The organism is Tepidiphilus baoligensis, from assembly GCF_012911495.1.
Taxonomy (GTDB): Bacteria; Pseudomonadota; Gammaproteobacteria; order Burkholderiales; family Rhodocyclaceae; genus Tepidiphilus; species Tepidiphilus olei.
In genome coordinates, this window is the sequence record NZ_JAAAUB010000002.1 from 92,812 (window position 1) to 116,082 (window position 23,271).

The window sequence follows — 23,271 nt, forward strand, 5'->3', positions numbered from 1 at the left end:
AAAACGGTTACGTACGGCGATCAGAGTCGCGGCAAGGTCACGCCGCGCTGACCGAGGTACTTGCCGCCGCGGTCGCGATAGGATGTCTCGCAAACTTCGTCGGACTCGAAGAAGATCATCTGCGCCACGCCTTCGTTGGCGTAGATCTTGGCCGGCAGCGGCGTGGTATTGGAAAATTCCAGCGTCACGTAGCCTTCCCATTCGGGCTCGAGCGGCGTGACGTTGACGATGATGCCGCAGCGCGCGTAAGTGCTCTTGCCCAGGCAGACGGTGAGGACGTTCCTCGGGATGCGGAAGTATTCCACCGTGCGGGCGAGTGCGAAGGAATTGGGCGGGATGATGCAGACTTCGCCCTTGAAATCGACGAAACTGCGCTCGTCGAAGGCCTTGGGATCGACGATGGTGGAGTTGATGTTGGTGAAGATCTTGAATTCGTCGGCACAGCGCACGTCGTAGCCGTAGCTCGAGGTGCCGTAGGAGACGATCTTGCCGCGCTCGGTCTGGCGCACGAGCTCGGGCGCGAAAGGTTCGATCATGCCGTGCTCTTGCGCCATGCGCCGTATCCAGCGATCCGATTTGATGCTCATCGTACTCCCGTTCGTGGCCTTGGTCGAAAACGGCGCGGCCGGCAACCCTGCACGCCCGCGATTGCCGCGAAGTGTACGCCAAAACTCAGCGATTTTGCACCACGACGGTAGGGAATTTGTGGCTGAGGTCGCGCGGCGAGCGCGCAAGCGCAAGTGCCACGCGCCGGGCGATGTCACGATAGCGCGCAGCGAGGGGGCCCTCGGGTTCGGCCACGACGGTGGGCGTTCCCGAGTCGGTCTCCTCGCGGATACGGATGTCGAGCGGTAGCGCCCCCAAGAACGGGAGACCATACTCCTGGGCCATGCGCTCTCCCCCGCCGCTGCCGAAGATGGGCTCGGCATGACCGCAGTTCGAGCAGACGTGGATGCTCATGTTCTCGACGAGCCCGAGGACCGGGACATTCACTTTCTGGAACATCTTCACCGCCTTGCGCGCATCGAGCAGCGCGATGTCCTGTGGCGTGGTGACGATGAGCGCACCGGTGAGCGGCGCCTTCTGCGACAGGGTGAGCTGGATGTCGCCCGTGCCCGGCGGCAGGTCGACGACGAGATAATCAAGTTCGTGCCAATTCGTCTGGGTGAGGAGCTGCAGCAACGCCTGGGAGGCCATGGGCCCGCGCCAGATCATGGGCGTCTCGGGATCGACGAGAAAACCGATGGAATTGACCTGCAGGCCGTGCGCGCGCAGCGGCTCCATGCTCTTGCCGTCGGTCGATTCGGGTGGCTGATGCCCCAGCCCCAGCATCTGGGGAATCGAGGGGCCGTAGATGTCGGCATCGAGCACGCCCACGCGCGCACCTTCGGCCAGAAGCGCCAAGGCGAGGTTCACCGCGGTGGTGCTCTTCCCCACGCCGCCCTTGCCGGAAGCCACCGCGATCACGTTGGCCACCCCGGGCAGGGGTTGCGTGCCGGGCGGAATCTTGTGGATCTCGATGCGGGAAAGAAGCTCGACCTGCACCGACGCCACGCCGGGCAGCCGGGCGAGCGCTTGCGTCACCGCCTCGCGCACCGCCTCTCCCATCTTCGCCACGGGATAATCCAGAGCGAGCCGCACGCGCACCGTGCTGTCGGCGAGCTCGATCCCGGCGATCGCCCTTTTACCCAAAGGAGTGCCGAGGTTGGGATCGGGGATCGCGGCCAGCGTGTCGCGAAGGGTATCGGCTGAAAAGCTCATTGCAAGAACTCCGACAGAGGTTCGGGTATCATAGGGGACACCTCGAATGATCTACAGCGTGGCCGCATGGCAGCGCTCTCCGCTACACGGATGGGCCCACGGGCGTGTCGCCCGGCGACTGCTCGTGACGGTTTTTCGAGGTGTGCATCGAAGCAGACACTTTTCGCCGATCTTACTGCAAAACCCGATACGGCAAACCCGCCGCCCTTCAGGGTTTCCAGGTCCGAGGATGATTCCAGACATCGAGCATTGCCGAGAACGTCTCGCCCGCCGTCCCAACGCCCGCTACTACAGCCTGCTGCTTCTGAAGGGCCCCCGACGGGAGGCGCTTTTCGTACTCTACGCCCTCATCGACGCGCTCGAAGACGTCGTGCATTCCTGCCGTGAAACTCAGGTGACCCTTACGACCCTTGCCTGGTGGGCGAACGAAGTCGAAGCCGCCTTTGCCGGAACACCGACCCACCCCATCACGCGAGCGTTGCGCCTCGTGCTGGCGGACATGCCCTGGGAACGGGCTTTCTTCGACGAGCTGGTGCTCGCCGCGAGGCTGAGGGCGACGACGATGCGCTGCGCCTCCAGCGCCGAGCTGCAGCAACTGACCTATCGCCTGGGCGCGGTGCCCGCCTTGCTCACGGTGCGCGCCTTGGGCGGCATGGAGCGCGAGGCGCAACAGGCGGCCCAGGAATTGGGCATGGGACTGGCGCTTGCCGAACTCTTGCTCGGCGTCGGCGCGGACGCGCGCGCCGGCCGCATTCTGGTACCCGTGGAACAACTGCAGCGCCACGACGTGCCCGCGGAGCAGATCCTCGAGGGGCGCTGGAGCGAATCCTTTGCGGCGCTGATGCGAGCCCAAGCCGAGCGGGTACGGCACCACTTCCGTGCCGTCGACGAAATGGCCTCGCCGGGAATGCGCGAGGCGCTGCGCCCCTTGATGGCACGGCGTACGGTGACCGAAGCCCTGCTCGCCGAAGCCGAGGCTCTCGACTATCGGCTGCTCGATCGTCGCCTCGAGCTGCCGCCGCTGCGGCAGCTGTGGCTGACCTGGCGCGGCTGGCGGCGAAAGCCCGGCCGATGAGCGCTGGTGAAGAAATCGTCGCGAGCGGTTCGCGCGGGCGGCGCCCGGAGCGCGGCGACGAGACCTATCGGGCAGATCCGCAAGGAACACGCACCGCGCAACGAAGCAATCGGGCTGCGCGACGGAGTGATTCACAGGCTCTGCAGGTGGCGGTTATCGGCGCAGGGGTGGCAGGGCTGGTATGTGCACTGCGCCTGGCAGAAGCCGGAGCCAAGGTGGCGGTCTTCGAGCGCGCGCCGCGGTTGGACGCGGGAACGTCCTGCCTGAGCGCGGAGATTCTGCCCCTGTGGGGGGCGAGCCTCCATCTCTTTGCTTGTGCCCGCCGGCTGGGCCTGTCACCACGCCGCTTGAGGACGATCGCGCCGACATGGTCGGTGGCCGGTGCCGGGACGGTCATCCTGCGCACGCGCTGGAGCGGACTGGAAGTATGGGTCGAGCCAGAGGGGATGCTCTCTGGCGCGGCACGGCGCGCGGCCGGCCGAGCCCTGAGGCGGCTGCTGCGCGCCGGCCGGCACGGCGCAAGCACCCTGCCCGACGTGCCGCTTGCCCAGGCGGCGCTGCCTTGGGGCGGCGAGGAGGGACTTCGTCTGCTGTGGCGCCCATTGTGTCGTCTTCTGTGTCTCACGGCGGCCGAAGAAACCCCCCTGCCCCGCCTCGCCCGCCTTCTCGCCGCTGCGCTGGGTACGAGGCTCCAACGCCAATGGGTCCAGTTACCCGATTCCTTCGTCGAATGGTTCTCCGTACCGCTCACTCGTACTTTGGGGCATTGCGGCAGCGAGGTGGCGATCGCCGCGCCGGTGCACACCCTGGAGCCCTGTGACGGCGGATGGCGCCTGCCTCAGACCGACGGCCGACGATTCGATCACGTCGTCCTCGCCGTCGCTCCTTGGGATGCGGCAGTTCTGCTCCGAGAAATCCAGGGGCTCGGTGCACTGCGCCACCGGCTCTCGAATTGGCCGAAAACCTCACTCTGGAGCACGATCCTGTCATGCCCTTCCGGCGAATGGCGTTTCACCCCGGCAGCCGATGCCTGGTGTGCGCCAGCCGGAGGCGCCCGCACGGGATGGGCTAGCCTTGATCGGCCCTCTGTGGAACGTCTCGCACCCCTGGGTACGGCAGCGATCGAGGAACCCTGGCATGATTTCCTCCTGCCTCTGCCAGAGTCCTCTTCCCTGACCCCGGACATCGCTCCAGGTCTCTGGCTCGCTGGTGGATGGCTGGCGCCAGCGCCGACCTTTGTGGGGCCGGAAGCGTCGGCCGCGAGCGGCTGGCATACCGCCGGTGCGATCCTGAACGCGGAAATGGTGGCAGGATAGCAAGCGAATGTCGGTTCCTCCTACCCCATGATGCGATTTTCCCGCGACCATTTCCTGCTCCTGCTCGTTGCCGCCATCTGGGGCAGTACCTTCGTTGCCCAGCGCCAGGCCATGACCACCATGGAGCCATTTTCCTTCAACATGGCCCGTTTTGCGCTGGCGGCGTCCTTTCTCCTGCCCATGTGGTGGTGGTATGAACGCCCTTGGGGCCGCGTACCCTTGCGACGCTGGATTCGGGCCTCGACGATCACGGGAACCCTACTCTTTGGTGGATTTGCCTTACAACAGATCGGTTTGCTCGAAACGACCGCCTCGAATGCAGCCTTCATCACCGCGAGCTACATCGTCTTCGTCCCCTTGTTCGGTTTGCTGCAAGGGATCCGCCCGCCAAAACTATTCTGGTATGCCCTATCCGCATGCATCCTTGGGCTCTATTTACTCTCGACCCAAGGAGGATTGAAAATTCACCGTGGGGATGCGTTCGAATTGGCCGGTTCCTTTTTCTGGGCAGCTCACGTCATTGCCCTCAGCCGCTACGGCCGACACTTGTCCCCCATTGGCCTGACGGCGGGACAATTCCTCGTGGCAACGCTGCTGTCCGCGCCGGTGGCCCTTTTTTGGGAGCGTCCAACCATCGAGGACGTGACGGCAACCCTAGGCCCCATCCTTTGGGCGGGGATCCTCTCCAGTGCTCTGGCCTTTACCTTACAGGTGGTCGCTCTGCGCACCGTACGCCCGACACATGCGGTGCTGATCCTCTCGCTCGAGAGCGTATTTGCGGCACTAGCCGGTGCGCTCTGGCTCGGCGAGACGTTGAGCGCACGCCAATGGCTGGGGGCCGCCATTTTGCTGATGGGTATTTTTTTGGCTCAATGGCACGAAACGTCTCGCGAGGAAGCTCTGAAGCGTGCCGAGACGCGCATACCTCATTGAACCAGTCGTCCCGCGTGCATTTTCAGGACACGATCGCATCGTGCTGCCAAGCTGGGATCATGCGTGACGAGCACGAGCGTGGTGCCTTCCCCCGCCCGCAAGGAGAACATCAGTTCGATCACCGCCTCTCCCGTGGCCGTGTCGAGGTTGCCCGTCGGCTCATCGGCGAGAATCACCTTGGGCGAAGTGACGAACGCGCGCGCCAGAGCCACACGTTGCTGCTCGCCGCCCGAGAGCGTACGTGGGTCGTGATGCAACCGGTGCGCCAAGCCGACGCGTTCCAGCCATTCCCGGGCTTTCTCCTGCGCAGCCGCAACACCACCGAGTTCCAGCGGCAACGCGACGTTTTCCAGGGCGCTGAGGGTCGGCAGGAGCTGAAAACCTGAAAAACGAAGCCGATCGTACGCCCCCGCAGAGCCGCGCGTTCGTCTTCGTCCAGTGCGAAGATCGACGCTCCAGCGAGTCGAACCTCGCCGCTGGTCGGCGAATCCAGTCCCGCGAGCAAGCCGAGTAAGGTAGACTTCCCCGAACCGGAGGAGCCGACGATCGCCACTGCCTCGCCCTGCGAGACGCTGAGATCGACGTCGTCGAGAATGACGAGAGGAGGGTCGTCCCGACGGGACACGACTTTACGGAGTTTTTCGGCGCTCAAGATCACGTTCTTCGTTTGCGGAGTTTGTTCACCCATGCCTTCCTTTCCTTCCTTGTCTCAAATCAGGCGTCTTGTTACCCACACGGTTTTGCTGGCACTCGTCTGCGTCACCTCCCCCGTTGCCGCGGCTACCCTCCTCGTGTTCGGCGACAGCCTCTCGGCCGGTTATGGTCTACCCCCAAAGAGCGGCTGGCCACATTTGCTGCAGGACAAGCTCGATACCCTCGAACCCGGGATGCACCGGGTCATCGACGCGAGTGTCTCCGGGGAAACGAGCGCCGGAGGGGCTGCCCGCTTGCCGGCGCTCCTTGAGCGACACCGACCCGATGTGCTCGTCCTCGCACTGGGCGCCAATGATGGCCTGAGGGGGCTTCCCCCTGCAGCCATGGAGGCGAACTTAGAGCGCATGATCCGCATGGCGCGCCAAGCCGGCTGCGAAGTCGTGCTCGTAGGTATGAGGCTACCTCCCAACCTCGGGCCGGATTACACGGCCGAATTCGAAGCGGTCTATTCGCGCCTCGCGGCCCGCCATCCCGTGCATTTCGTCCCTTTCTTGCTCGAGGCGATCGCGCTCGACCCTGACGCGTTCCAGGAAGACGGACTGCATCCCGTGCTGGAGGCCGTGCCCAAGTTGCTCGAGACGGTGTGGCCGGCGATCGCCACAGCGCTGGAGGCGGTGCGCAAACGCAGCGCCACCTCCGGGCGTTGAAACACGGTGCATTTCAGCGCAGCATGACGCGCGGCACGGGCGCCTCGATGATCTCACCGATCTTCCAGCCGCCCAACGCCTGATGGGCGCGGATCTCGGCGATCACCCCTTCGGCTGCCTCTGGCGCACAGGCGATCAGGAGCCCCCCGCTCGTTTGCGGATCGGTGAGCAAGGTACGCCACAGCGCCGTCTCGCTTTCTTCGTCGACGAGCGCCGACAGATCGACCTCCTCGCCGTAACTCGCCCAGTTGCGCTTGGAAGCCCCCGTGGCCACGCCCTCTGCGGCATATCGCCGGGCGCTGGCGAGCACGGGAATCGCCTCCCGGTCGAGCACCGCCGACACGCCGCTCGCACGGCAGATTTCCAAGAGATGTCCTGCCAGACCGAAGCCGGTGACGTCGGTCATGGCGTGCACCGCCTCGCGACTGGCGAGCGCCTGCCCGGCGCGGTTGAGCGTCATCGTCCACAGCCGCATCTCGGCGTATTCGCTGCCGGAGAGCCGGCCCTGCTTGAGCGCCGCCGAGAGGATGCCGATGCCCAGCGGTTTGCTCAGGATCAGCACGTCGCCCGGCCGCGCCCCGCCGTTGGTCTTCACCTGCTCGGGATGCACCACGCCCAGCGCCACCAGACCGTAGATCGGCTCGACCGTGTCGATCGAATGCCCGCCGGCGAGCGGGATGCCCGCCTCGCGGCACACGCTCGCGCCGCCCTCCAGAATGCGCGTGATCGCCTCCTCGGGCAACTTGCCGACCGGCATGCCGACGATCGCCAGCGCCAAAATCGGCCGCCCCCCCATGGCATAGACGTCGGAGAGCGCATTGGTCGCGGCGATGCGGCCGAAATCGTAGGGGTCGTCGACCACGGGCGTGAAGAAATCGGTGGTGGCGACGATCGCCAAATCCTCGCGCACGCGGTAGACTGCCGCATCGTCGCTCGCCTCGGTGCCCACGAGCAGCTCCGGCGGACACAGCCCCGGTGGCAACGAACCGAGCAGGCGCTGCAGCACCGCCGGCGCGATCTTGCAACCGCAGCCGCCGCCGTGGGCCCATTCGGTGAGCCGGATGCCTGGCATCGCCGCCTTCGTTCCTTCCGCTCGTTCCATATCGACCTCCTCGCTATCCATGGCCGCCAAAGACAAAGATAGGATTGTACCGCTCGAACGAATCGAGGAATTCGACACGATCATCGACGCGCGCTCCCCGTCCGAATTCCTCGAAGACCACCTCCCCGGTGCGATCAATCTGCCGGTGCTCGACGACACCGAACGGCGGATCGTCGGCACCATTTACAAGCAACGCTCGGCTTTCGAAGCACGCCGGCTCGGCGCCGCCTGGGTGGCCAAGAATCTCGCGCGCCACCTGCAGGAGCGCCTGCAGCAGTATCCCCCTTCATGGCGCCCCCTCGTCTACTGCTGGCGCGGCGGGCAACGCAGCGGCGCCTTCGTCACCTGGTTGCGCCTGATCGGCTGGCCAGCGGCACAACTGGCCGGCGGCTACAAGACCTATCGCCGCTGGGTGTTGGAGCGGCTCGTCGATCTGCCGGGGCGCTTTGCCTGGCGGGTGCTCGCCGGGCCCACCGGTTCGGGCAAGACGCGCGTGCTGCAGGCGCTCGCCCAACGAGGTCACCAGGTGCTCGATCTGGAGGCGCTCGCGCGCCATCGCGGCTCCATCCTCGGCACCTGGCCCGGAGGAGAATCACAGCCCTCGCAGAAAGCCTTCGACACGGCGCTCGTGGCGGCGCTGCGTCGGTTCAACCCGCAAAAACCCGTCTTCGTCGAAGCCGAGAGCAAGCGCATCGGCCTACTGCAGCTCCCCGATGCGCTCCACGAGGCGATCCGGCTCGCCCCGATGATCGTGCTCGACACGCCCCGCGAGTGCCGCATGCAGCTCCTGCTCGAAGACTATGCCTGGATGGGCGACGAGCCCGGATCGCTCGCACGACGGCTCGAGCGATTCAAAGGCTTCGTCCCGAACGAGACCTTGCGCCGCTGGCAGGAACTCGCCCTTCGCCGTGATCTGGCGACGCTCTTTGCCGAGCTCATCGCCCGGCATTACGACCCCCTCTACCGCCGCTCGCTTGCCCGCCACCCGGAGCTTGGCCGAGCGCCCCGGGTACGGCTCACGGGATTGGATCCCGGTGCACTGGAGGTCGCCTGCCGGGAGATCGAAGCGTGGAGCTCGGTTTCCGAGCGCCTTCTCCAGCCGTCCGCGGTCTCGGCCCGCCCTCCTCACGCCGCACCATAGCGCTCGCGCAGTGCCCGCTTGTTGATCTTGCCCACGCTGGTTTTGGGAATTTCCTCGAGGAAGACGATGCGATCGGGCACGGCATAGCGCGAAATTTCCCCTGCCTCGGCAGCGCGCCGTAGTGCCTCGAGGATGTCCTCGGAACCCACCGCGCCAGGCCGGGACGGTACGACGAAGGCCAGTGGACGCTCACCCCAGCGCTCATCCGGCACACCGATCACTGCCGCTTCGGCCACCCCCGGTACCCGGAGGACATGCCCTTCGATTTCGAGCGAGCTGATCCATTCGCCGCCCGATTTGATCACGTCCTTGAGGCGATCGGTGATGCGCAGGAAACCGTCGGGGTCGATCACACCGATGTCCCCCGTGTGCAGCCATCCGCCGCGCCATAGACGCTCGGAACCCTCGGGATCGTGCAAGTAGCCTTGGGTGAGCCAAGGCGCGCGCACCACCACTTCCCCGGCGCTCTTACCGTCGTGCGGCAGTTCGTTCATCGCCCCGTCGACGATGCGCAGCTGTACCAAAGGAATCGGCCGCCCTGTTTTGGATCGTTGTCTGGCCTGAGCTTCCAGATCCCACGACAGCATCTCTTCATCGAGGAACGCCACGGTGAGAATGGGGCAGGTCTCCGACATACCATAGCCAGTGACGACGTCGATACCACGTTCCAAGGCGGACTTGGCCAACGCAGCCGGCAAGGCCGAACCACCGATGATCACCTTCCAGCCGGAGAGATCGGCCGACGCCGACGCCGGACTCATAAGCAGCATCTGCAAGATGGTAGGCACACAATGCGAGAACGTCACGCCATGCTCGGCGCGCAATTTCAAGAGACGCTCCGGCACGTAGCGGCCGGGATAGATCTGCTTCAGGCCGAGGTTCGTCGCCACGTAAGGCATGCCCCAGGCGTGGACGTGAAACATGGGGGTGATCGGCATATAGACGTCCCGTTTGTCGAGACGGCAGTGCGCTGCGCTGCTCAGTGCGAGCTGACAAGCGAGCGTGTGCAGCACCAGCTGGCGGTGGCTGAAAAACACCCCTTTGGGTAGGCCCGTGGTGCCCGTAGTATAGAAAGTGGTGGCACGGGTGTCTTCGTCGAGCTCGGGGAAGAGGTAATCCGGCGCGGATTCTTCGAGCAAGGATTCATACTCCCCCGCGCAGCGCAAGCCCTGCAAATCTGCCTCGCGAGCCCTTCCTTCGTCGTCGAGCAGCACGACCGCCCTGACGGTGCGCAATTGCCCGGCGATGCGTTGCAGCAGCGGCAAGAACTCGACATTGACGAGCAGGATGTCGTCGGCGGCGTGGTTGATCGTATAGACGATCTGCTCCGGCGAGAGACGCACGTTCACCATGTGCAACACCGCCCCCATCATCGGTACGGCGTAAAAGCATTCGAGATAGCGGTTCGTATCCCAGTCCATCACGCCGACGGTGCTCCCCGCTTCCACGCCCAGCCCGGCAAGCGCATTGGCCAACCTCCCGACCCGTTCGTGCAATTGACGATAGGTACGGCACGTCTGGCCATAGACGATCTGGGCGTTAGGATGATCGGATACCGCCCGTTCGAGCATGTGCCGTATCAGCAAGGGATAGGGATAGGCCGAGGGGGTTCGTTCGATCCGTGCTGCCATGTTCATGGTTGTGTCTCCTCTGGGAAAACGACCGAGTGCTGCAAAGCATAACACGGAAAGCACTTTCGTTTCGAGGACTTCGTCGTTAAATGATTGTCGGGTCCCGAACGATGACATCGATCCACGACATCGTGCATCATTTTTGGGTCGTGAGACGATGCGCGAGTCGATCGAAGCGCTCGAAGCGACGACTCAGCGAGACTTCTGGCCCTCAATCACCGCATCCCCCAGAAAGCCCTGGGACATGTCACACCCATCGAAGCCATGAAAAGATGGTACGCGAAAAACGAGCGAAGCAAGTTTCGACGAAGTCAAAAACTGGAAAGTTTCATGAAAATAATACTTTGGCATCGTTCGGGACATGACACGTAAGCATTTTGTAAGACTTTCATCCTAGCCTATGGCCTGCAGACTCCCGCAAACGCTTAAGGAAGAGAGCAGCATGCAAAACGACATCTACGAGCGGATTCGCGCGAATCCGAAGTACCAGCGTCTGGTGCAGGCGCGCGGGCGATTCGGCTGGATCCTGACGATCCTGATGCTGATCGTCTACTACGGCTACATCGCGCTGATCGCCTTCGACAAGGAGTTCCTCGCCCAGCCCATCGGCACCGGCGTCACCACCCTCGGCATCCCCATCGGCGTCGGCGTCATTCTCTTCGCCATCATCATCACGGGCATCTACGTGCATCGGGCCAATACCGAGTTCGATGCGCTGACCGAAGAAATTCTCAAAGAGGTGCGCAAATGAGAATGGCAACGAAACTCGGCGGCCCACTGGCGCTACTCGCGATCACGGGGGTCGCCTTCGCGGCTGGCGGCGACCTGGGGCAAACCGTCAAGCAGGAAACGAACTGGACCGCGATCCTCATGTTCGTGGCCTTCGTCGGCCTGACGCTGTGGATCACGAAATGGGCAGCGGGACGCACGAAAACGGCAGCGGCCTTCTACACTGCCGGCGGCGGAGTCACCGGCTTCCAGAACGGCCTGGCGATCGCCGGCGACTACATGTCCGCGGCCTCCTTCCTCGGCATCTCGGCGGCGATCATGGCCAACGGCTACGATGGCCTGATCTACTCGATCGGATTCCTGGTCGGCTGGCCCATCATCACCTTCCTGCTCGCCGAGCGGCTGCGCAACCTCGGTCGTTTCACCTTCGCCGACGTGGCCGGCTACCGCTTTCAGCAAGGACCGATCCGCACCTTCGCCGCTGCCGGTACGTTGGTGGTCGTCGCCTTCTATCTCATCGCGCAGATGGTCGGTGCCGGTCAGCTCATCAAGCTGCTCTTCGGTCTGGACTACTGGATGGCGGTGGTGATCGTCGGCGTGCTGATGATGGTCTACGTGCTCTTCGGCGGGATGACCGCCACCACCTGGGTGCAGATCATCAAGGCGTGTCTCCTGCTCGCGGGTGCTTCTTTCATGGCCTTCGCCGTGCTCTTCCACTTCGGTTTCAACCTGGAGGCGATGTTCGCCAAAGCGGTGGAGATCAAGACCAACCTCGCCCTCAATGATCCCAAGGTGGTCGCCACGGCGGCCGAACAGGGCAAGGACGTGATGGAGGTGGCGAAGAACGTCGGGCACTCGATCATGGGGCCGGGCAACTTCATCAAGGATCCGATCTCGGCGATCTCCTTTGGCATGGCGTTGATGTTCGGCACAGCCGGCCTGCCCCACATCCTGATGCGTTTCTTCACCGTGCCCGATGCCAAGCAAGCCCGCAAATCCGTGCTGTGGGCCACCACCTGGATCGGCTATTTCTACATCCTCACCTTCATCATCGGCTTTGGCGCGATCATCTTCGTGCTCACAGACCCGACCTTCCTCGATGCCAAGGGCGCGCTCAAGGGTGGCGGCAACATGGCGGCGATCCACCTGGCCAACGCACTGGGCGGCAACGTCTTCCTCGGATTCATGTCGGCGGTAGCGTTCGCGACCATCCTCGCGGTGGTGGCGGGACTCACGCTGTCGGGCGCCTCGGCCGTGTCGCACGACCTCTATGCGACGCTCTTCAAGGAAGGCAAGGCGGATTCGGCCTCCGAGCTGCGCGTCTCGCGCATCGCCACGCTGTGCCTGGGCGTCGTGGCCGTGTTGCTCGGCATCGCCTTCGAGAAACAGAACGTCGCCTTCATGGTGTCGCTCGCCTTCGCGGTCGCGGCTTCGGCCAACTTCCCGGTACTGCTACTCTCGGTGCTGTGGAAAGACTGCACGACGCGCGGGGCGGTGACCGGCGGCTTCCTCGGCCTGATCGCCTCGGTGGGGCTCACCGTCGTCTCACCCGCGGTGTGGGAAGACGTGCTCGGCAATGCGAAGGGTTCGGCTTGGTTCCCCTATACCTCGCCGGCGCTCTTCTCCATGCTGGTCGGCTTCATCGGCACCTGGCTCTTCTCGGTGCTCGACCAGAGCGAGCAGGCGAAGAAAGAGCGGGCGGCCTATGCTGCCCAACGGGTACGCTCCGAAACCGGCCTGGGCGCTGCGGCCGCTTCGGACCACTGATCGTTCAATCAGAAAACCCCTACACCCCCGGCTCCGGCCGGGGGTTTTTCATGTTTCGGATTTCCCCGCCGACTCTGCCAACGGGTCCTCTCCCGCGGGATCGTCATCAAGCAGACCGGGCAGCAAGTTCTTCCCCGGTTTCACCCCCAGTTCCCTGAGCGACTCGGCACGACGCAGGAGATTTCCCCTGCCGGTGGCGAGTTTGCCCATCGCCTTGTCGTACTCGCTGCGCGCCTGCTCCAGGCGCTGCCCGAGCGCCTGCAAATCGGCGACGAACCCGGCGAGCTTGTCGTAGAGCTCGGCGCCGCGCTTGGCGATTTCCTGCGCGTTTTGATTTTGTTGCTCCTGACGCCAGAGGTGCGCCACGGTGCGCACGACGAAGAGCAGCGTCGAAGGGCTCACGAGCAGCACGTTGCGCTGCCAGGCGTCCATGAAGAGGTCCCGGTCGTGGGTGACGGCGAGCATGAAGGCCGGCTCGATCGGTACGAAGAGCAGCACGAAGTCGAGCGACCCCACGCCGTAGAGTTCTTCATAGCGTCGTTGCGACAGTCCTTTCATGTGCGTACGCACCGAATCGAGGTGCCGTTTGAGCGCCGCCTGGCGGGCATGCTCGTCCGTAGCGGCCGTGTAGTCTTCATAGGCATTGAGGGAGACTTTGGCGTCGATGACGAGGTGCCGCCCCTCGGGCAGGCGGATCACGACGTCGGGTTGTAGGCGGCGTCCTTCGCCATCGGTGTGCGACACCTGCACCTCGTACTCCTCGCCGCGGCGCAAACCGGAAGCCTCCAGCACGCGTTCGAGCACGAGCTCTCCCCAGGTGCCCTGGGTCTTGCTCGACCCCTTGAGCGCCTCGGTGAGTTGCCGCGCCTCCCGGCTCAGGGTCTGGTTGAGCGCCATGAGCTGACGCACCTGCTCGGCGAGCGCCGTGCGATCCTTGCCTTCATTGACGTAGGCTTCTTCGACCTTGCGCTGAAACTCGGTCAGGCGCATCTTGAGCGGTTCGAGCAAGCCGGCGAGTTGCGCCTGATTTTGATCGGTGAAGCGGCGAGACTTCTCTTCGAGGATCTCGTTGGCCAGGTTCTTGAATTGCTCGGTGAGCTGCTGACGGGTGTCTTCGAGCAAGCGCAATTTCTCCGCCGCTGCCCGGCGTTCGGCTTCGAGTTCCTGGGTCAGAGCCGCTTGACGTTCGGCCAGGCGCCGGTTTTCTTCCAAGGTTTGCTGCCAACGGGTTTGCACTTCCGCGAGGCGCTGGTTGGTTTCGGCCAGGCGCTCTGCCAAGCCGGCGCGATGAGTCAGCTCGCCGCGCAGTTGCGCCACTTCTTCGTGCAGCAGGCGGCGCTCGCTCTCCAGGGACTCGATGCGCTGGCGCAATTCGCTCTGCAAGCGCAGTTCCGCTTCTTGCCGTTGGGCGAGCTCACGCTCGAAACTGGAGCGCAGGGGCGAGAGCGATAAACGCGCCCAGAAAAAGGACGACGCAACGCCGATGAGCATCGCCAAGAGAATGAGAAGAAAAAAATCCATGGAATCGACCCCTCGCATCGAGTGAAAGTGCTAAGATGAAATGCGGAATCCCCCATCAACCAGGAGGAATAGCGCCATGAAACCAAATGTCGGAGGCGTCGACAAGATCGTTCGTATCGTCGTGGGCGTATTGTTGATCGTGCTCGCCCTGATGGGCATCGGCACGCCCTGGACGTGGATCGGCGTGCTGCCGCTCGTCACCGGCCTCGTCGGCTGGTGCCCGCTCTATCCGCTGCTCGGCATCAACACCTGCAAGACCAAGGAATCCGGCTCCGGCCAGAATTCCTGAGCCTCATGCCCCAGAGGCTGGCGCGTGCGCGAGCACGTTTGCCAGCCGCACGAAATCCTCGACCGCGAGGGTCTCCGCACGGGCGTTTGGATCGATCCCCGCCTGAACGAAGAGGGCCGGATCCGGAATCGACGCTTTCAAGGCGTTGCGTAACGTCTTGCGCCGCTGATTGAAGGCGGCGGCGACCAGCCGGGAGAATCGTTCGGGATCTTCGAGGGTATGCGTCCCCGCGGGCAAAGGAGTGAGGCGCACGATGCTGGAAGTGACTTTCGGCGTGGGCACGAATGCGCCCGGCGGCACGTCGAAACACTTGCGCACGGCAAATCGCTGCTGCAACATCACCGACAATCGCCCATAGGCAGCACTGTCCGGAGCGGCCGCCATGCGCTCCACGACTTCCTTCTGCAGCATGAAGGTCATGTCCGCGATGCGATCGGCGTAGTCCGCGAGGTGAAAAAGTAGCGGCGTCGACACGTTGTATGGCAGATTCCCTACCACCCGCAAAGGGGCCGGCAGAGAGGCAAAATCGAAACGCAAGGCGTCGGCCTCGATGAGCCGCAGCCGCTCCGCGGGGAAGCGCTGCCGCAGGCGGGCGGCGAGATCGCGATCGAGTTCGATGGCCGTGAGCTGGCCGGCGGCTTCGATGAGCGGCTCGGTGAGTGCGCCGAGCCCGGGGCCGATCTCGACGAGGTGCTCGCCTGGTTTCGGGTCGATCGTGACGACGATGCGCCGGATCACGTTGGGATCACGCAGGAAATTCTGCCCGAAGCGCTTGCGCGCCCGGTGGCCTTGTACTTCGGCGATCACGTGCCGCTTTCTCCCCGGGCGGCAAGACGCTCCTCGACGGAAGCAAGCAGACAGGCGAGCGTGACCGCCTCGAAGAGGCTGCCCGGATCGGCGCGCCCGGTGCCGGCCAGATCGAGGGCCGTGCCGTGATCGACCGAAGTGCGGATGAAGGGCAAACCGAGGGTGACATTGACGCCGTTGCCGAAACTGGCGTACTTGATCACCGGCAAGCCCTGGTCATGGTACATGACGAGCTGGGCGTCACTGCCGGCAATCACTCGGGGCGTAAAGAGCGTATCGGCCGGCAGAGGGCCGACCAGGGTCATCCCCTCGGCGCGCAACCGCTCGAGCACGGGAGTAATGACTTCGATTTCTTCCCGTCCGATATGGCCGCTCTCGCCGGCGTGCGGGTTGAGGCCGGCCACGAGGATGCGCGGCCGGGGGATGCCGAAACGGCGCTGCAGATCCCGATGGAGGATGCGTAGCACGGCTTCGAGCCGCTGCGGCGTGACGGCGGCAGGCACTTCGGCCAAGGGCAAATGGGTGGTGACCAGCGCGACGCGCAACCCCGCACCCACGAGCATCATCACTACGAGCGGCGTGCCGCTACGCTCGGCAAGATACTCGGTATGTCCGGTGAAGGTGCGCCCCGAATCGGCGATGAGGCTTTTTTGGATCGGCGCCGTGACGATCGCGGCGAAGGTGCCTTCGAGCACGCCGTCGATCGCCGTGTCGAGCACTTCGAGCACGTAAGGCGCGTTGGCCGGTTCGAGGCAACCGGGCTTGGAAGGGGCGCGCAGCGGGACATGGCGTACCGACAAGGGCGCAGGATCGGCGGGATCGAATTCGGGCAGCGGCGGCGCACCGCGTTGGCGCAGCAATTCCCGATCGCCGATCAGCACGAGCGGCGCGGGCCACAGACGGTCGGCAAGCCGGGCGCAGAGCTCGGGACCGACCCCAGCAGGTTCGCCTGTGGTGAGGGCGATCGGTTTCATGTTCCCTCCAGTGCGTCGCGACGGATTTCGACGAAGGCCTCGGCGCGAATGGTTTGCAACCAAGCATTGTAGGCCTGCTCGAGTTTTTGGCGACGTAGGATCTGCCTGGCGTAGTTACGGCGATAGTCTTCGGAGGCAGTGAGCGGACGGCGCTCCAAAACCTGGATCAGGTGCCAGCCGAAGGGGGTTTTCACCGGTTGGGAAATCTCGCCCGGTTCGAGTCGGTTCATCGCTTCCTCGAAGGCAGGCACGGTATCGCCCGGGTTGATCCAGCCGAGATCTCCTCCCTTGAAGGCGGAGCCGTCGTCGGAATTGGCCCGGGCAAGCTCGGCGAAGTCTACTCCATTGAGAATGCGTTCGCGCAATGCAAGGAGCCGTGCTCGAGCCGATTCGTCGTTGGTGGCCTGGTTGGTACGGATCAGGATGTGGCGTACGCGGGTCTGGATCACATTGCCTGCTTCCGCCTCGATGCGGCGCATCAGATCGGGGTTGTTGGCCAGAAAGTGGTCGACCTCGGTATCCGACACCGTCACCCGCCCCTCCATCTCTCGCTCACGCAGCCGAGCGATGGTCATTTCGCGGCGAATCTGCTCGCGAAACTGATCGAAACTGATCCCGTCGGCGGCGAGTGCCTGTTCCAAGGTATCCAAAGTGAGGGCATTGCGCTGGGCGATGTCCTCGATTGCCCGGGAAACGGCCGCATCATCGACGGAGATCCCCATGCGTTTGGCTACCTGCAGTTGCAGTTTCTCCAAAATCATCTGTTCGAGCACTTGCTGGCGCAAGTCGGATTCGGAGATCTGCAGGCCCTGTTTGGCCACTTGATTCTGAGCGCGGACGAGGTATTGGTTCAATTCGGTAGACGTGATGGGCTCGTTGTTGACCACGGCCACGACCCGGGTCAGCTCGAGCGCGGAGGCCGGCCACATCCAGAACACCAGAAGAAAGGGCAATAGCCCACGCAGCCCCCTTGGGCGTCGTTGTGCAATCATGCAAGCACCACGCAACCAAGCCATGTGGCTGCACAGTTGGCCAATCGAGATACCCATCACATCCCCCCTTCGGTTCCGAGCATCGTGCTGGTGGCGGTTGGTTGAATCTTGCCGTACCCGGGAACCGAGCGGCGCAATAGCGTTTCTGGGCTGGAACCGAGGCTACCCAATCCATTGAGTTCGAGTTGCACGAAAAATGCCGTGTTCTCGTCATCAGCAGACAAGGCATAACGGTGGAAGGCGGTGCGCAGCACCCAGCAGCCGCCGTCATACTCCAACCCCACGATGGCCTCGGTGAGGCGCTCTTCGAGCAAAGAGCGGCTCATGCGCGCCACTCCGACCCATCGTTTGGCCAGCGGCCACTGCACGCCTATGCCCACGTCTTCGAGGAGATCTCGAGTATAACGGTAGTCGAGATTGAGCACCCGGGCAAAACCTGGTTGGTAGCGCACGCCCGTATTCAGGCGCTGCGTCTGGTTCTCGTTGGGGTTATATTGCCAGAAGGTTTTGAACTGCATCTGTCGGGTCAGGTGTACATCGGCTTCACCGAGCACGTCGGTTCGTCGATCGAGAATGGGGCTCTCATAGGGCATCAGCACTCGAGGCGTTTCGAAATAATAACGTTGACCCAAAGTAACGCGCAGGCGTTCCCAACCGGTTTCGGATTCGAGCAAACGCGACGTGACGGCAAAAGTGATCTGGTCGGCATCGGAAATCCGATCGTCCCCGACGTAGCGGTTGGGGTAGAAAATCTGGGCAAATCCGTAGCCGAAACGGCTCGAATCGAACAAGGGGATGTCCGACTGCCGCCGATAAGGAGTGTTCACGTAAAAAAGACGCGGCTCGAGGGTCTGTAACCAATCCCGGCCGAAGAAGGCCGCGTCACGCTCGAAAGCGAGCCCCATGTCGAGCGAGGTGATGGGGATGCTGCGGGTGATCTGGGTCCTTCCCTGTTCGATGGCTGCCTGATCCAGGTCGTAGCGGCTGTAATGCCATTGAACCCTGGGCTCGAAATGCCACCAGCTGCGGTAGATCGGCAGGGAAAGACTCGGAGCGAGCACGAACCGGCTCCCATCGACCCAGTTCATGCCATAGAGACCGGGCGAACCGGCCTGATCATGCCGGAATTCAGTATAGTGCCCGCCCAAATCGAGCTGAAGGCCGCCGGGAAGATCGATCGGACGGTGCCACAAAGTCAGCTGAGGCAAACGGCGGTAAGGCTCGGTGACGTCTCGGTCGACCGTCTGGTATTCCTGCATCAACAGCGATCCACCCCAACCTGCCGGATTGTAGTAATTGAGGCGCCCCTTGCGAACCAGGTGCGAGATCGAAGATAGTTCGATGCGACTGCTCAGATCACGAAAATAGTTTTTGTCGCTGACGGCGTTGAGGTCTAGTGAATACGACCAGCTGGGGGAAATCGATTGTTGATGCTGCAGGGAGCCCAACGCACGGTTACGATCGGCCTGGCGGTCGCTGGGCAGGAATTCCCCACGCAGCTGCCCCTGATAGCTCGGGGTGAGGTAGCGGTATTCCCCCCCCAGTTGTACCCCACGCTTGGCCATCAGGCGCGTCGTCAGGGTGGCGTCGTAATTCGGGGCCAAGTTGAAGTAATACGGAACCGCCACGTCGAATCCGGACTGGGTGGACATCCCCGCGGTTGGCGTAAGGAAACCAGACTTTCGCTCTTTGCTCAGCGGAAATTCGGCGTAAGGCGCAGCCAGGATCGGCACTCCGTGCAGAACGAGCGACATGTTCCTTGCCTGCCCCTGGTTTCGGTCATAGTCGAGCTTTAGCTCATCGGCTTTGACGTACCAGGCCGGATCCGGGGCAGGACAGCTCGTCCAGGTGCCCCTGAGCAGGCGATACTGGTTTTCCCCTTCGAAGAAGAGCTTCTGCCCTTGACCGTGACCCGCGCGGCTCTGATCCTTGACGTGCTCCGGTGGATCGTAGCGATAGACCGGCTGCTCGATCTCGCCCTCTTTGGCCGTGACATAGAGACGCCCCCGCGGTCCCTCGACCTGGAAGCCCTTGGCCGTGTCCTGGATGACGACTCGTCCCTCGCCGCTCGCCTCATCGGTGAGCTCGTCGAAGCGCAAGCGATCCCCTCGGATGCGAAGGCTGTCTCGTATGATTTCAGCATTACCTATGGCTTCGACGGCAACCCCTCGCTCGCCGCGGATCTCGTCGGCTTCGACGATCGTCCCCTGAGGTAGGAGGGAGGTTTCGGTGCCACTCACCGCCTCGGCAGAAAGGCGGATACGAGACGCTTGCTGTGTGCTGGACGTCGCACCGGGCTGCGCCGCGGGCAAAGAAGCCGGCGCGGGGCTCGATGACGTTTGGGGCGAGGCGGAAGGAGGAGTCGGGGTGCGCGGCGCAGCGTCCTCCGATGCGGGTTCGGGCTCGACCGTGGCGGAAAGGGGAACAGGGGGCGGCGGTGTCGGCGAATCTTGCTGCGACGCCGAGGGTCGCGGCGCGCTTGCCGGCGGTAAAGGCTGAGCGGTTCCTTCCGTTGGCGAAGGAACGACGGTGACCGAGGCTCCAGAGGGCGTCGCCGTAGGCGAAGTTGGTGCGACGAGGACGGGCTTGGGCGCCGGTGGCAGGCCAAGGAGCTCCGGTTTCACCGGTAAAGGCGACAAGGGTTGGGCGATCGCTCGAGCGCACGGCAGGCTCCAGGCCAGGAACACCGCCGCCCAGGCAAGCAAACCAAAATTTTCCCCGTCACGCAAAATTCGACTCCCCCGAAGTCACGGGCACACAGCCTCGGCTTTGTTAAAATCGTCCGCCATTGTACCGCAAGGAACTCGCCCTCATGGATCGCTTCGCGCGCCTGCGCCATTGGCTCGCCGATCTCGGCATCGCTGCCGAACCCCGTCCGGCGAGCGCCGACGCCAGCTTTCGCCGCTACTGGCGCGTCGTCCTGCCCGACGGTGGTACGCGCATCGTCATGGACGCTCCGCCCGACAAGGAGCCTATCGGCCAGTGGCTCGCCGTGCAGAGGCTACTCTACGAGGCCGGCATCGCCGTGCCGCGCGTGGAGGCGGTCGACGCGGCCGAAGGCTTCGTTCTCATGGAAGATTTCGGCGACCGCCCCTACGCCGGCAACGTTTCCCCGGAATCCGCCCACGAGCGCTACGCCCAGGCCCTGGGAACGCTGGCCACCCTGCAGGCCCTGCCGCGCCCCGATTGGCTGCCGGAATATGATCGGGAAAAACTGCTCACCGAGCTGCGCCTCTTTCCCGAATGGTACGTGCGTCGCCATCTGGGCGTGACCCTCACGCCGAGCGAAGAAGAAATGCTCGAGCGCCTCTTCGCGGTGCTGGTGGAACGGGCGCTCGCGCAACCGCGGGTCTTCGTGCATCGCGACTACCACGGCCGCAACTTGATGCTGCTCGACGAAGGTCGCGGTCCGGGCGTACTCGATTTTCAGGATGCGGTCTGGGGTCCGATCACGTACGACGCGGTCTCGCTCTTCAAGGACGCCTACGTCGATCTGACCGAAGAATTCGCGCTCGACCTGCTGGTACGCTACTGGCAGGTGGCCAAGCGCCTGGGGCTGCCGATCCACGCCGAGTTCGAGTCCTTTTATACCGACTACGAATGGATGGGCGTACAGCGTCACCTCAAGGTGCTGGGCATCTTCGCCCGGCTCGCACATCGCGACGGCAAGACGCGCTACCTCGAAGACCTGCCGCGCGTGCGCCGTCATTTGCTGCTGGCGAGCCGCCGCTACGGGGAACTCGCCCCCTTGCGCCGATTGCTGGAGCGCTTGCATCCCGAGGATCTGGCCGTTGGGTACACCTTCTGAGGGATTCGTGGCGATGGTGCTCGCCGCCGGACGCGGTGAGCGCCTGCGCCCTCTCACCGACACCTGCCCCAAGCCGCTGGTGGAGGTGGGCGGGAAAACGCTCATCGACCACTGGCTCGACCGGCTCGCCGCCGCGGGCTGCCGCTGCGCCGTGGTCAATCCCTGCTGGCTCGGCGAGCGGATCGTTGCGCACCTCGCGCGGCGCGAAGGACCCCCGCCATTGCGCTTCAGCCCCGAGCCGGCGCCGGGCCTGGAGACGGCCGGAGGGGTGCGCCAGGCGTTGGCGCTGCTCGATGCCGAGTCGTTTCTCGTCGTCAATGCCGACGTCTACTGCCCGCTCGACGTGGCCGCTTTCGTATGCCGCGCCCGGCGCCGGCTAGAAGCCGGGTTCCTCGCACATCTTCTGCTCGTCCCCAATCCGGTACACCACCCCCAAGGAGACTTTGCCCTGGGAGCAAATGCCTTGGTGTATCCTGATGCCAAGGAGGCACACGGCGAACCGCTCACGTTTGCCGGTATCGGTCTTTACCGCGCGGAGTTCTTCCGGCCGCTGCCTGCCGGAATGCGCGCACCGCTCGCGCCGCTCTTGCGCGCAGCGATGCAAGAGGGCAAGGTGAGCGGGGAGCGCTACGATGGCCTGTGGGTCGACGTCGGCACCCCCGAACGATTGCACGCCCTGTGCCGCCAGTTGTCGGCAGCACCCGAGGAGAACGAATGAACCCCGATTTTCCCGTCGGCCGTTACCACGAAGACCTGAGTGCCTTCGCCAAGCGCCGTGCGAGCCTCTTGCATCAACTCGAAGGCGCTGGCGGCGGTGCGTTGCTCTTGCCCACGGCCCCCGAGCGCATCCGCAACGGCGGCACCACCTATCCTTACCGCTTCGACAGCGATTTCTACTACCTCACCGGCTACATCGAACCAGACGCCTGGCTGTTGCTGCGTACCTACGAAGAACCGCGCAGCGTGCTTTTTTGCCGCGACCGCGACCCGGAAAAAGAGTTGTGGGAAGGGCGTCGTCTGGGCGTGGCCGCCGCCCCCCAGGCATTGGGGTTGGAAGCGGCTTTCCCGCTCGCCGAGCTCGACACGAAGCTGCCGGAACTTCTCGCCGGCGCGCCGGCGCTGTGGCTGCCGCTCGCGGAGAACGAGGAGATCGACGCCCGTCTGCGGCGGCTGCTACCGAATTTGCGTGCCAAGGCCCGCCTCGGCCCACCGGCGCCTGCCACGCTGCACGACGCCCGTGCGCTCATCGGACGCATGCGCCGCGTAAAGGATGCCTTCGAGCTCGACCTGATGCAGCGCAGTGCGAGCATCGCCGCCCATGCCCACCGCCGCGCCATGCGCGTCTGCCGCCCCGGCGTGCATGAATACACGCTGGAAGCGGAAGTGATCGCCGAATTCCGCCGCCACGGCGCCCAAGGCCCCTCCTACCCCTCCATCGTCGCCGGCGGCGCCAATGCCTGCATCCTGCACTACACCGACAATCGTTCGCGCTTGAAGGCAGGGGATCTCGTGCTCATCGACGCGGGCTGCGAATACGACGGTTACGCATCGGACATCACTCGCACTTTCCCCGTGGATGGGCGATTCCGCCCGCCGCAGCGCCTACTCTACGACCTCGTGCTCGCGGCGCAGGAGGCGGCGATCGCCGCGATCCGCCCCGGCGCCACCTTCGACGAACCCCACCAGGCGGCGGTGCGCGTGCTCGTCCAGGGGTTGCTCGACCTGGGGCTCCTCTCCGGCACGTTCGACGAAGCGCTCGAACGGCAGACCTACAAGCGCTTCTACATGCACCGCACCGGTCACTGGCTGGGTCTGGACGTACACGACGCCGGGCCCACGCATGAGCACGGCCAGCCGGTCACGCTCGTGCCCGGCATGGTGCTCACCGTCGAACCAGGGCTCTACGTGCCAGAGGCCGACGACGTACCGCGCGACTTCTGGAACCTCGGCATCCGCATCGAGGACGACGCCCTCGTGACCGAAGAAGGCTGTCGGCTACTCACACGCGACGTGCCGGTTGCGCCCGAGGCGATCGAAGCGCTGATGCAGCACGAAGCGGCTTGA

The 23,271-nt window shown here is 64.1% G+C and carries 20 protein-coding genes and 2 pseudogenes; 12 read left to right on the forward strand and 10 right to left on the reverse strand.

The features are described 5' to 3' along the window. Positions 1 to 20 precede the first annotated feature (20 nt). Together dcd and apbC are read right to left on the reverse strand one after the other, a co-directional pair. Positions 21 to 587 carry a dCTP deaminase gene (gene dcd, locus GV368_RS02245; RefSeq protein ID WP_028874211.1) on the reverse strand — a complete coding sequence of 189 codons (567 nt, stop codon included), beginning with the start codon at positions 585 to 587 and terminating at the stop codon, positions 21 to 23. A gap of 85 nt (positions 588 to 672) precedes the next feature. Then, positions 673 to 1,761: an iron-sulfur cluster carrier protein ApbC gene (gene apbC / locus GV368_RS02250; RefSeq protein ID WP_169115140.1), complete on the reverse strand. Its 1,089-nt coding sequence runs from the start codon at positions 1,759 to 1,761 to the stop codon at positions 673 to 675. A gap of 229 nt (positions 1,762 to 1,990) precedes the next feature. On the opposite strand from apbC, the gene GV368_RS02255 reads away from it, so the two are divergent. The 3 genes from GV368_RS02255 to GV368_RS02265 are packed head-to-tail and all read left to right on the forward strand — an operon-like array spanning position 1,991 to position 5,085. After that, positions 1,991 to 2,836 (forward strand): squalene/phytoene synthase family protein, encoded by an 846-nt coding sequence (locus tag GV368_RS02255; protein WP_169115142.1) that lies wholly within the window; start codon positions 1,991 to 1,993, stop codon positions 2,834 to 2,836. Next, positions 2,794 to 4,152 (forward strand): FAD-dependent oxidoreductase, encoded by a 1,359-nt coding sequence (locus GV368_RS02260; protein ID WP_178086725.1) that lies wholly within the window; start codon positions 2,794 to 2,796, stop codon positions 4,150 to 4,152. The genes GV368_RS02255 and GV368_RS02260 overlap by 43 nt, the downstream gene beginning before the upstream one ends. 27 nt (positions 4,153 to 4,179) lie before the next feature. Then, positions 4,180 to 5,085 carry a DMT family transporter gene (locus tag GV368_RS02265; RefSeq protein WP_142809183.1) on the forward strand — a complete coding sequence of 302 codons (906 nt, stop codon included), beginning with the start codon at positions 4,180 to 4,182 and terminating at the stop codon, positions 5,083 to 5,085. On the opposite strand, the pseudogene GV368_RS11705 reads toward GV368_RS02265, so the two are convergent. Continuing rightward, positions 5,079 to 5,773: pseudogene (locus GV368_RS11705) on the reverse strand (ABC transporter ATP-binding protein). The gene GV368_RS02265 and the pseudogene GV368_RS11705 sit on opposite strands and share 7 nt — an antisense overlap. Between GV368_RS11705 and GV368_RS02275 the strand changes: the two are divergent. Then, the gene (locus tag GV368_RS02275; protein ID WP_169115144.1) at positions 5,772 to 6,446 is read left to right on the forward strand and encodes an arylesterase; all 675 of its coding nucleotides are present in this window, start codon (positions 5,772 to 5,774) and stop codon (positions 6,444 to 6,446) included. The pseudogene GV368_RS11705 and the gene GV368_RS02275 overlap by 2 nt on opposite strands. Positions 6,447 to 6,459: 13 nt before the next feature. On the opposite strand, the gene selD is transcribed toward GV368_RS02275, so the two are convergent. After that, positions 6,460 to 7,518 carry a selenide, water dikinase SelD gene (selD, locus tag GV368_RS02280; RefSeq protein ID WP_169115313.1) on the reverse strand — a complete coding sequence of 353 codons (1,059 nt, stop codon included), beginning with the start codon at positions 7,516 to 7,518 and terminating at the stop codon, positions 6,460 to 6,462. Positions 7,519 to 7,567: 49 nt separating this feature from the next. On the opposite strand from selD, the gene mnmH reads away from it, so the two are divergent. Continuing rightward, complete coding sequence (gene mnmH / locus GV368_RS02285; protein WP_169115146.1) at positions 7,568 to 8,689, forward strand: tRNA 2-selenouridine(34) synthase MnmH; 1,122 nt, start codon at positions 7,568 to 7,570, stop codon at positions 8,687 to 8,689. Here mnmH and GV368_RS02290 read toward each other — a convergent pair. Then, the gene (locus GV368_RS02290) at positions 8,674 to 10,320 is read right to left on the reverse strand and encodes a fatty acid--CoA ligase (RefSeq protein ID WP_169115315.1); all 1,647 of its coding nucleotides are present in this window, start codon (positions 10,318 to 10,320) and stop codon (positions 8,674 to 8,676) included. The genes mnmH and GV368_RS02290 overlap by 16 nt on opposite strands. A gap of 172 nt (positions 10,321 to 10,492) precedes the next feature. Here GV368_RS02290 and GV368_RS11225 point away from each other — a divergent pair. From GV368_RS11225 to GV368_RS02300, 3 genes and pseudogenes are all read left to right on the forward strand, one after another. Next, positions 10,493 to 10,692, forward strand: a pseudogene (locus GV368_RS11225) (hypothetical protein); the annotation flags it as partial. Positions 10,693 to 10,762: 70 nt separating this feature from the next. Continuing rightward, positions 10,763 to 11,071 carry a DUF485 domain-containing protein gene (locus GV368_RS02295; RefSeq protein WP_169115148.1) on the forward strand — a complete coding sequence of 103 codons (309 nt, stop codon included), beginning with the start codon at positions 10,763 to 10,765 and terminating at the stop codon, positions 11,069 to 11,071. A gap of 2 nt (positions 11,072 to 11,073) precedes the next feature. Further along, entirely contained in the window at positions 11,074 to 12,816 is a 1,743-nt protein-coding gene (locus tag GV368_RS02300; protein ID WP_206673213.1) for a cation acetate symporter, read from the forward strand. Between the two features lie 48 nt (positions 12,817 to 12,864). Here GV368_RS02300 and rmuC read toward each other — a convergent pair whose 3' ends face one another. Beyond that, the gene (gene rmuC / locus GV368_RS02305) at positions 12,865 to 14,337 is read right to left on the reverse strand and encodes a DNA recombination protein RmuC (RefSeq protein WP_169115152.1); all 1,473 of its coding nucleotides are present in this window, start codon (positions 14,335 to 14,337) and stop codon (positions 12,865 to 12,867) included. A 76-nt stretch (positions 14,338 to 14,413) separates the two neighbouring features. Between rmuC and GV368_RS02310 the strand changes: the two genes are divergently transcribed. Further along, entirely contained in the window at positions 14,414 to 14,626 is a 213-nt protein-coding gene (locus GV368_RS02310) for a YgaP family membrane protein (RefSeq protein ID WP_169115154.1), read from the forward strand. Between the two features lie 3 nt (positions 14,627 to 14,629). On the opposite strand, the gene rsmA is transcribed toward GV368_RS02310, so the two are convergent. From rsmA to lptD, 4 genes are read right to left on the reverse strand one after another with little or no spacing between them, the layout of a single operon-like run. After that, complete coding sequence (rsmA, locus tag GV368_RS02315) at positions 14,630 to 15,433, reverse strand: 16S rRNA (adenine(1518)-N(6)/adenine(1519)-N(6))-dimethyltransferase RsmA (protein ID WP_328514220.1); 804 nt, start codon at positions 15,431 to 15,433, stop codon at positions 14,630 to 14,632. After that, a complete protein-coding gene (pdxA, locus tag GV368_RS02320; protein ID WP_169115156.1) occupies positions 15,430 to 16,407 on the reverse strand; it encodes a 4-hydroxythreonine-4-phosphate dehydrogenase PdxA in 978 nt (325 codons plus the stop codon). The genes rsmA and pdxA overlap by 4 nt, the downstream gene beginning before the upstream one ends. Continuing rightward, positions 16,404 to 17,399: a peptidylprolyl isomerase gene (locus GV368_RS02325; RefSeq protein WP_169115158.1), complete on the reverse strand. Its 996-nt coding sequence runs from the start codon at positions 17,397 to 17,399 to the stop codon at positions 16,404 to 16,406. The genes pdxA and GV368_RS02325 overlap by 4 nt, the downstream gene beginning before the upstream one ends. 56 nt (positions 17,400 to 17,455) lie before the next feature. Next, positions 17,456 to 20,128, reverse strand: coding sequence for an LPS assembly protein LptD (gene lptD / locus GV368_RS02330; RefSeq protein WP_206673214.1), 2,673 nt, complete (start codon positions 20,126 to 20,128; stop codon positions 17,456 to 17,458). Positions 20,129 to 20,211: 83 nt separating this feature from the next. Here lptD and GV368_RS02335 point away from each other — a divergent pair, with 83 nt between their 5' ends. The 3 genes from GV368_RS02335 to GV368_RS02345 are packed head-to-tail and all read left to right on the forward strand — an operon-like array spanning position 20,212 to position 23,271. Beyond that, positions 20,212 to 21,207 (forward strand): aminoglycoside phosphotransferase family protein, encoded by a 996-nt coding sequence (locus GV368_RS02335; RefSeq protein ID WP_169115160.1) that lies wholly within the window; start codon positions 20,212 to 20,214, stop codon positions 21,205 to 21,207. 13 nt (positions 21,208 to 21,220) lie between these two features. Then, positions 21,221 to 21,925 (forward strand): N-acetylmuramate alpha-1-phosphate uridylyltransferase MurU, encoded by a 705-nt coding sequence (murU, locus tag GV368_RS02340; protein ID WP_169115321.1) that lies wholly within the window; start codon positions 21,221 to 21,223, stop codon positions 21,923 to 21,925. Beyond that, a complete protein-coding gene (locus GV368_RS02345; protein WP_169115162.1) occupies positions 21,922 to 23,271 on the forward strand; it encodes an aminopeptidase P N-terminal domain-containing protein in 1,350 nt (449 codons plus the stop codon). The genes murU and GV368_RS02345 overlap by 4 nt, the downstream gene beginning before the upstream one ends.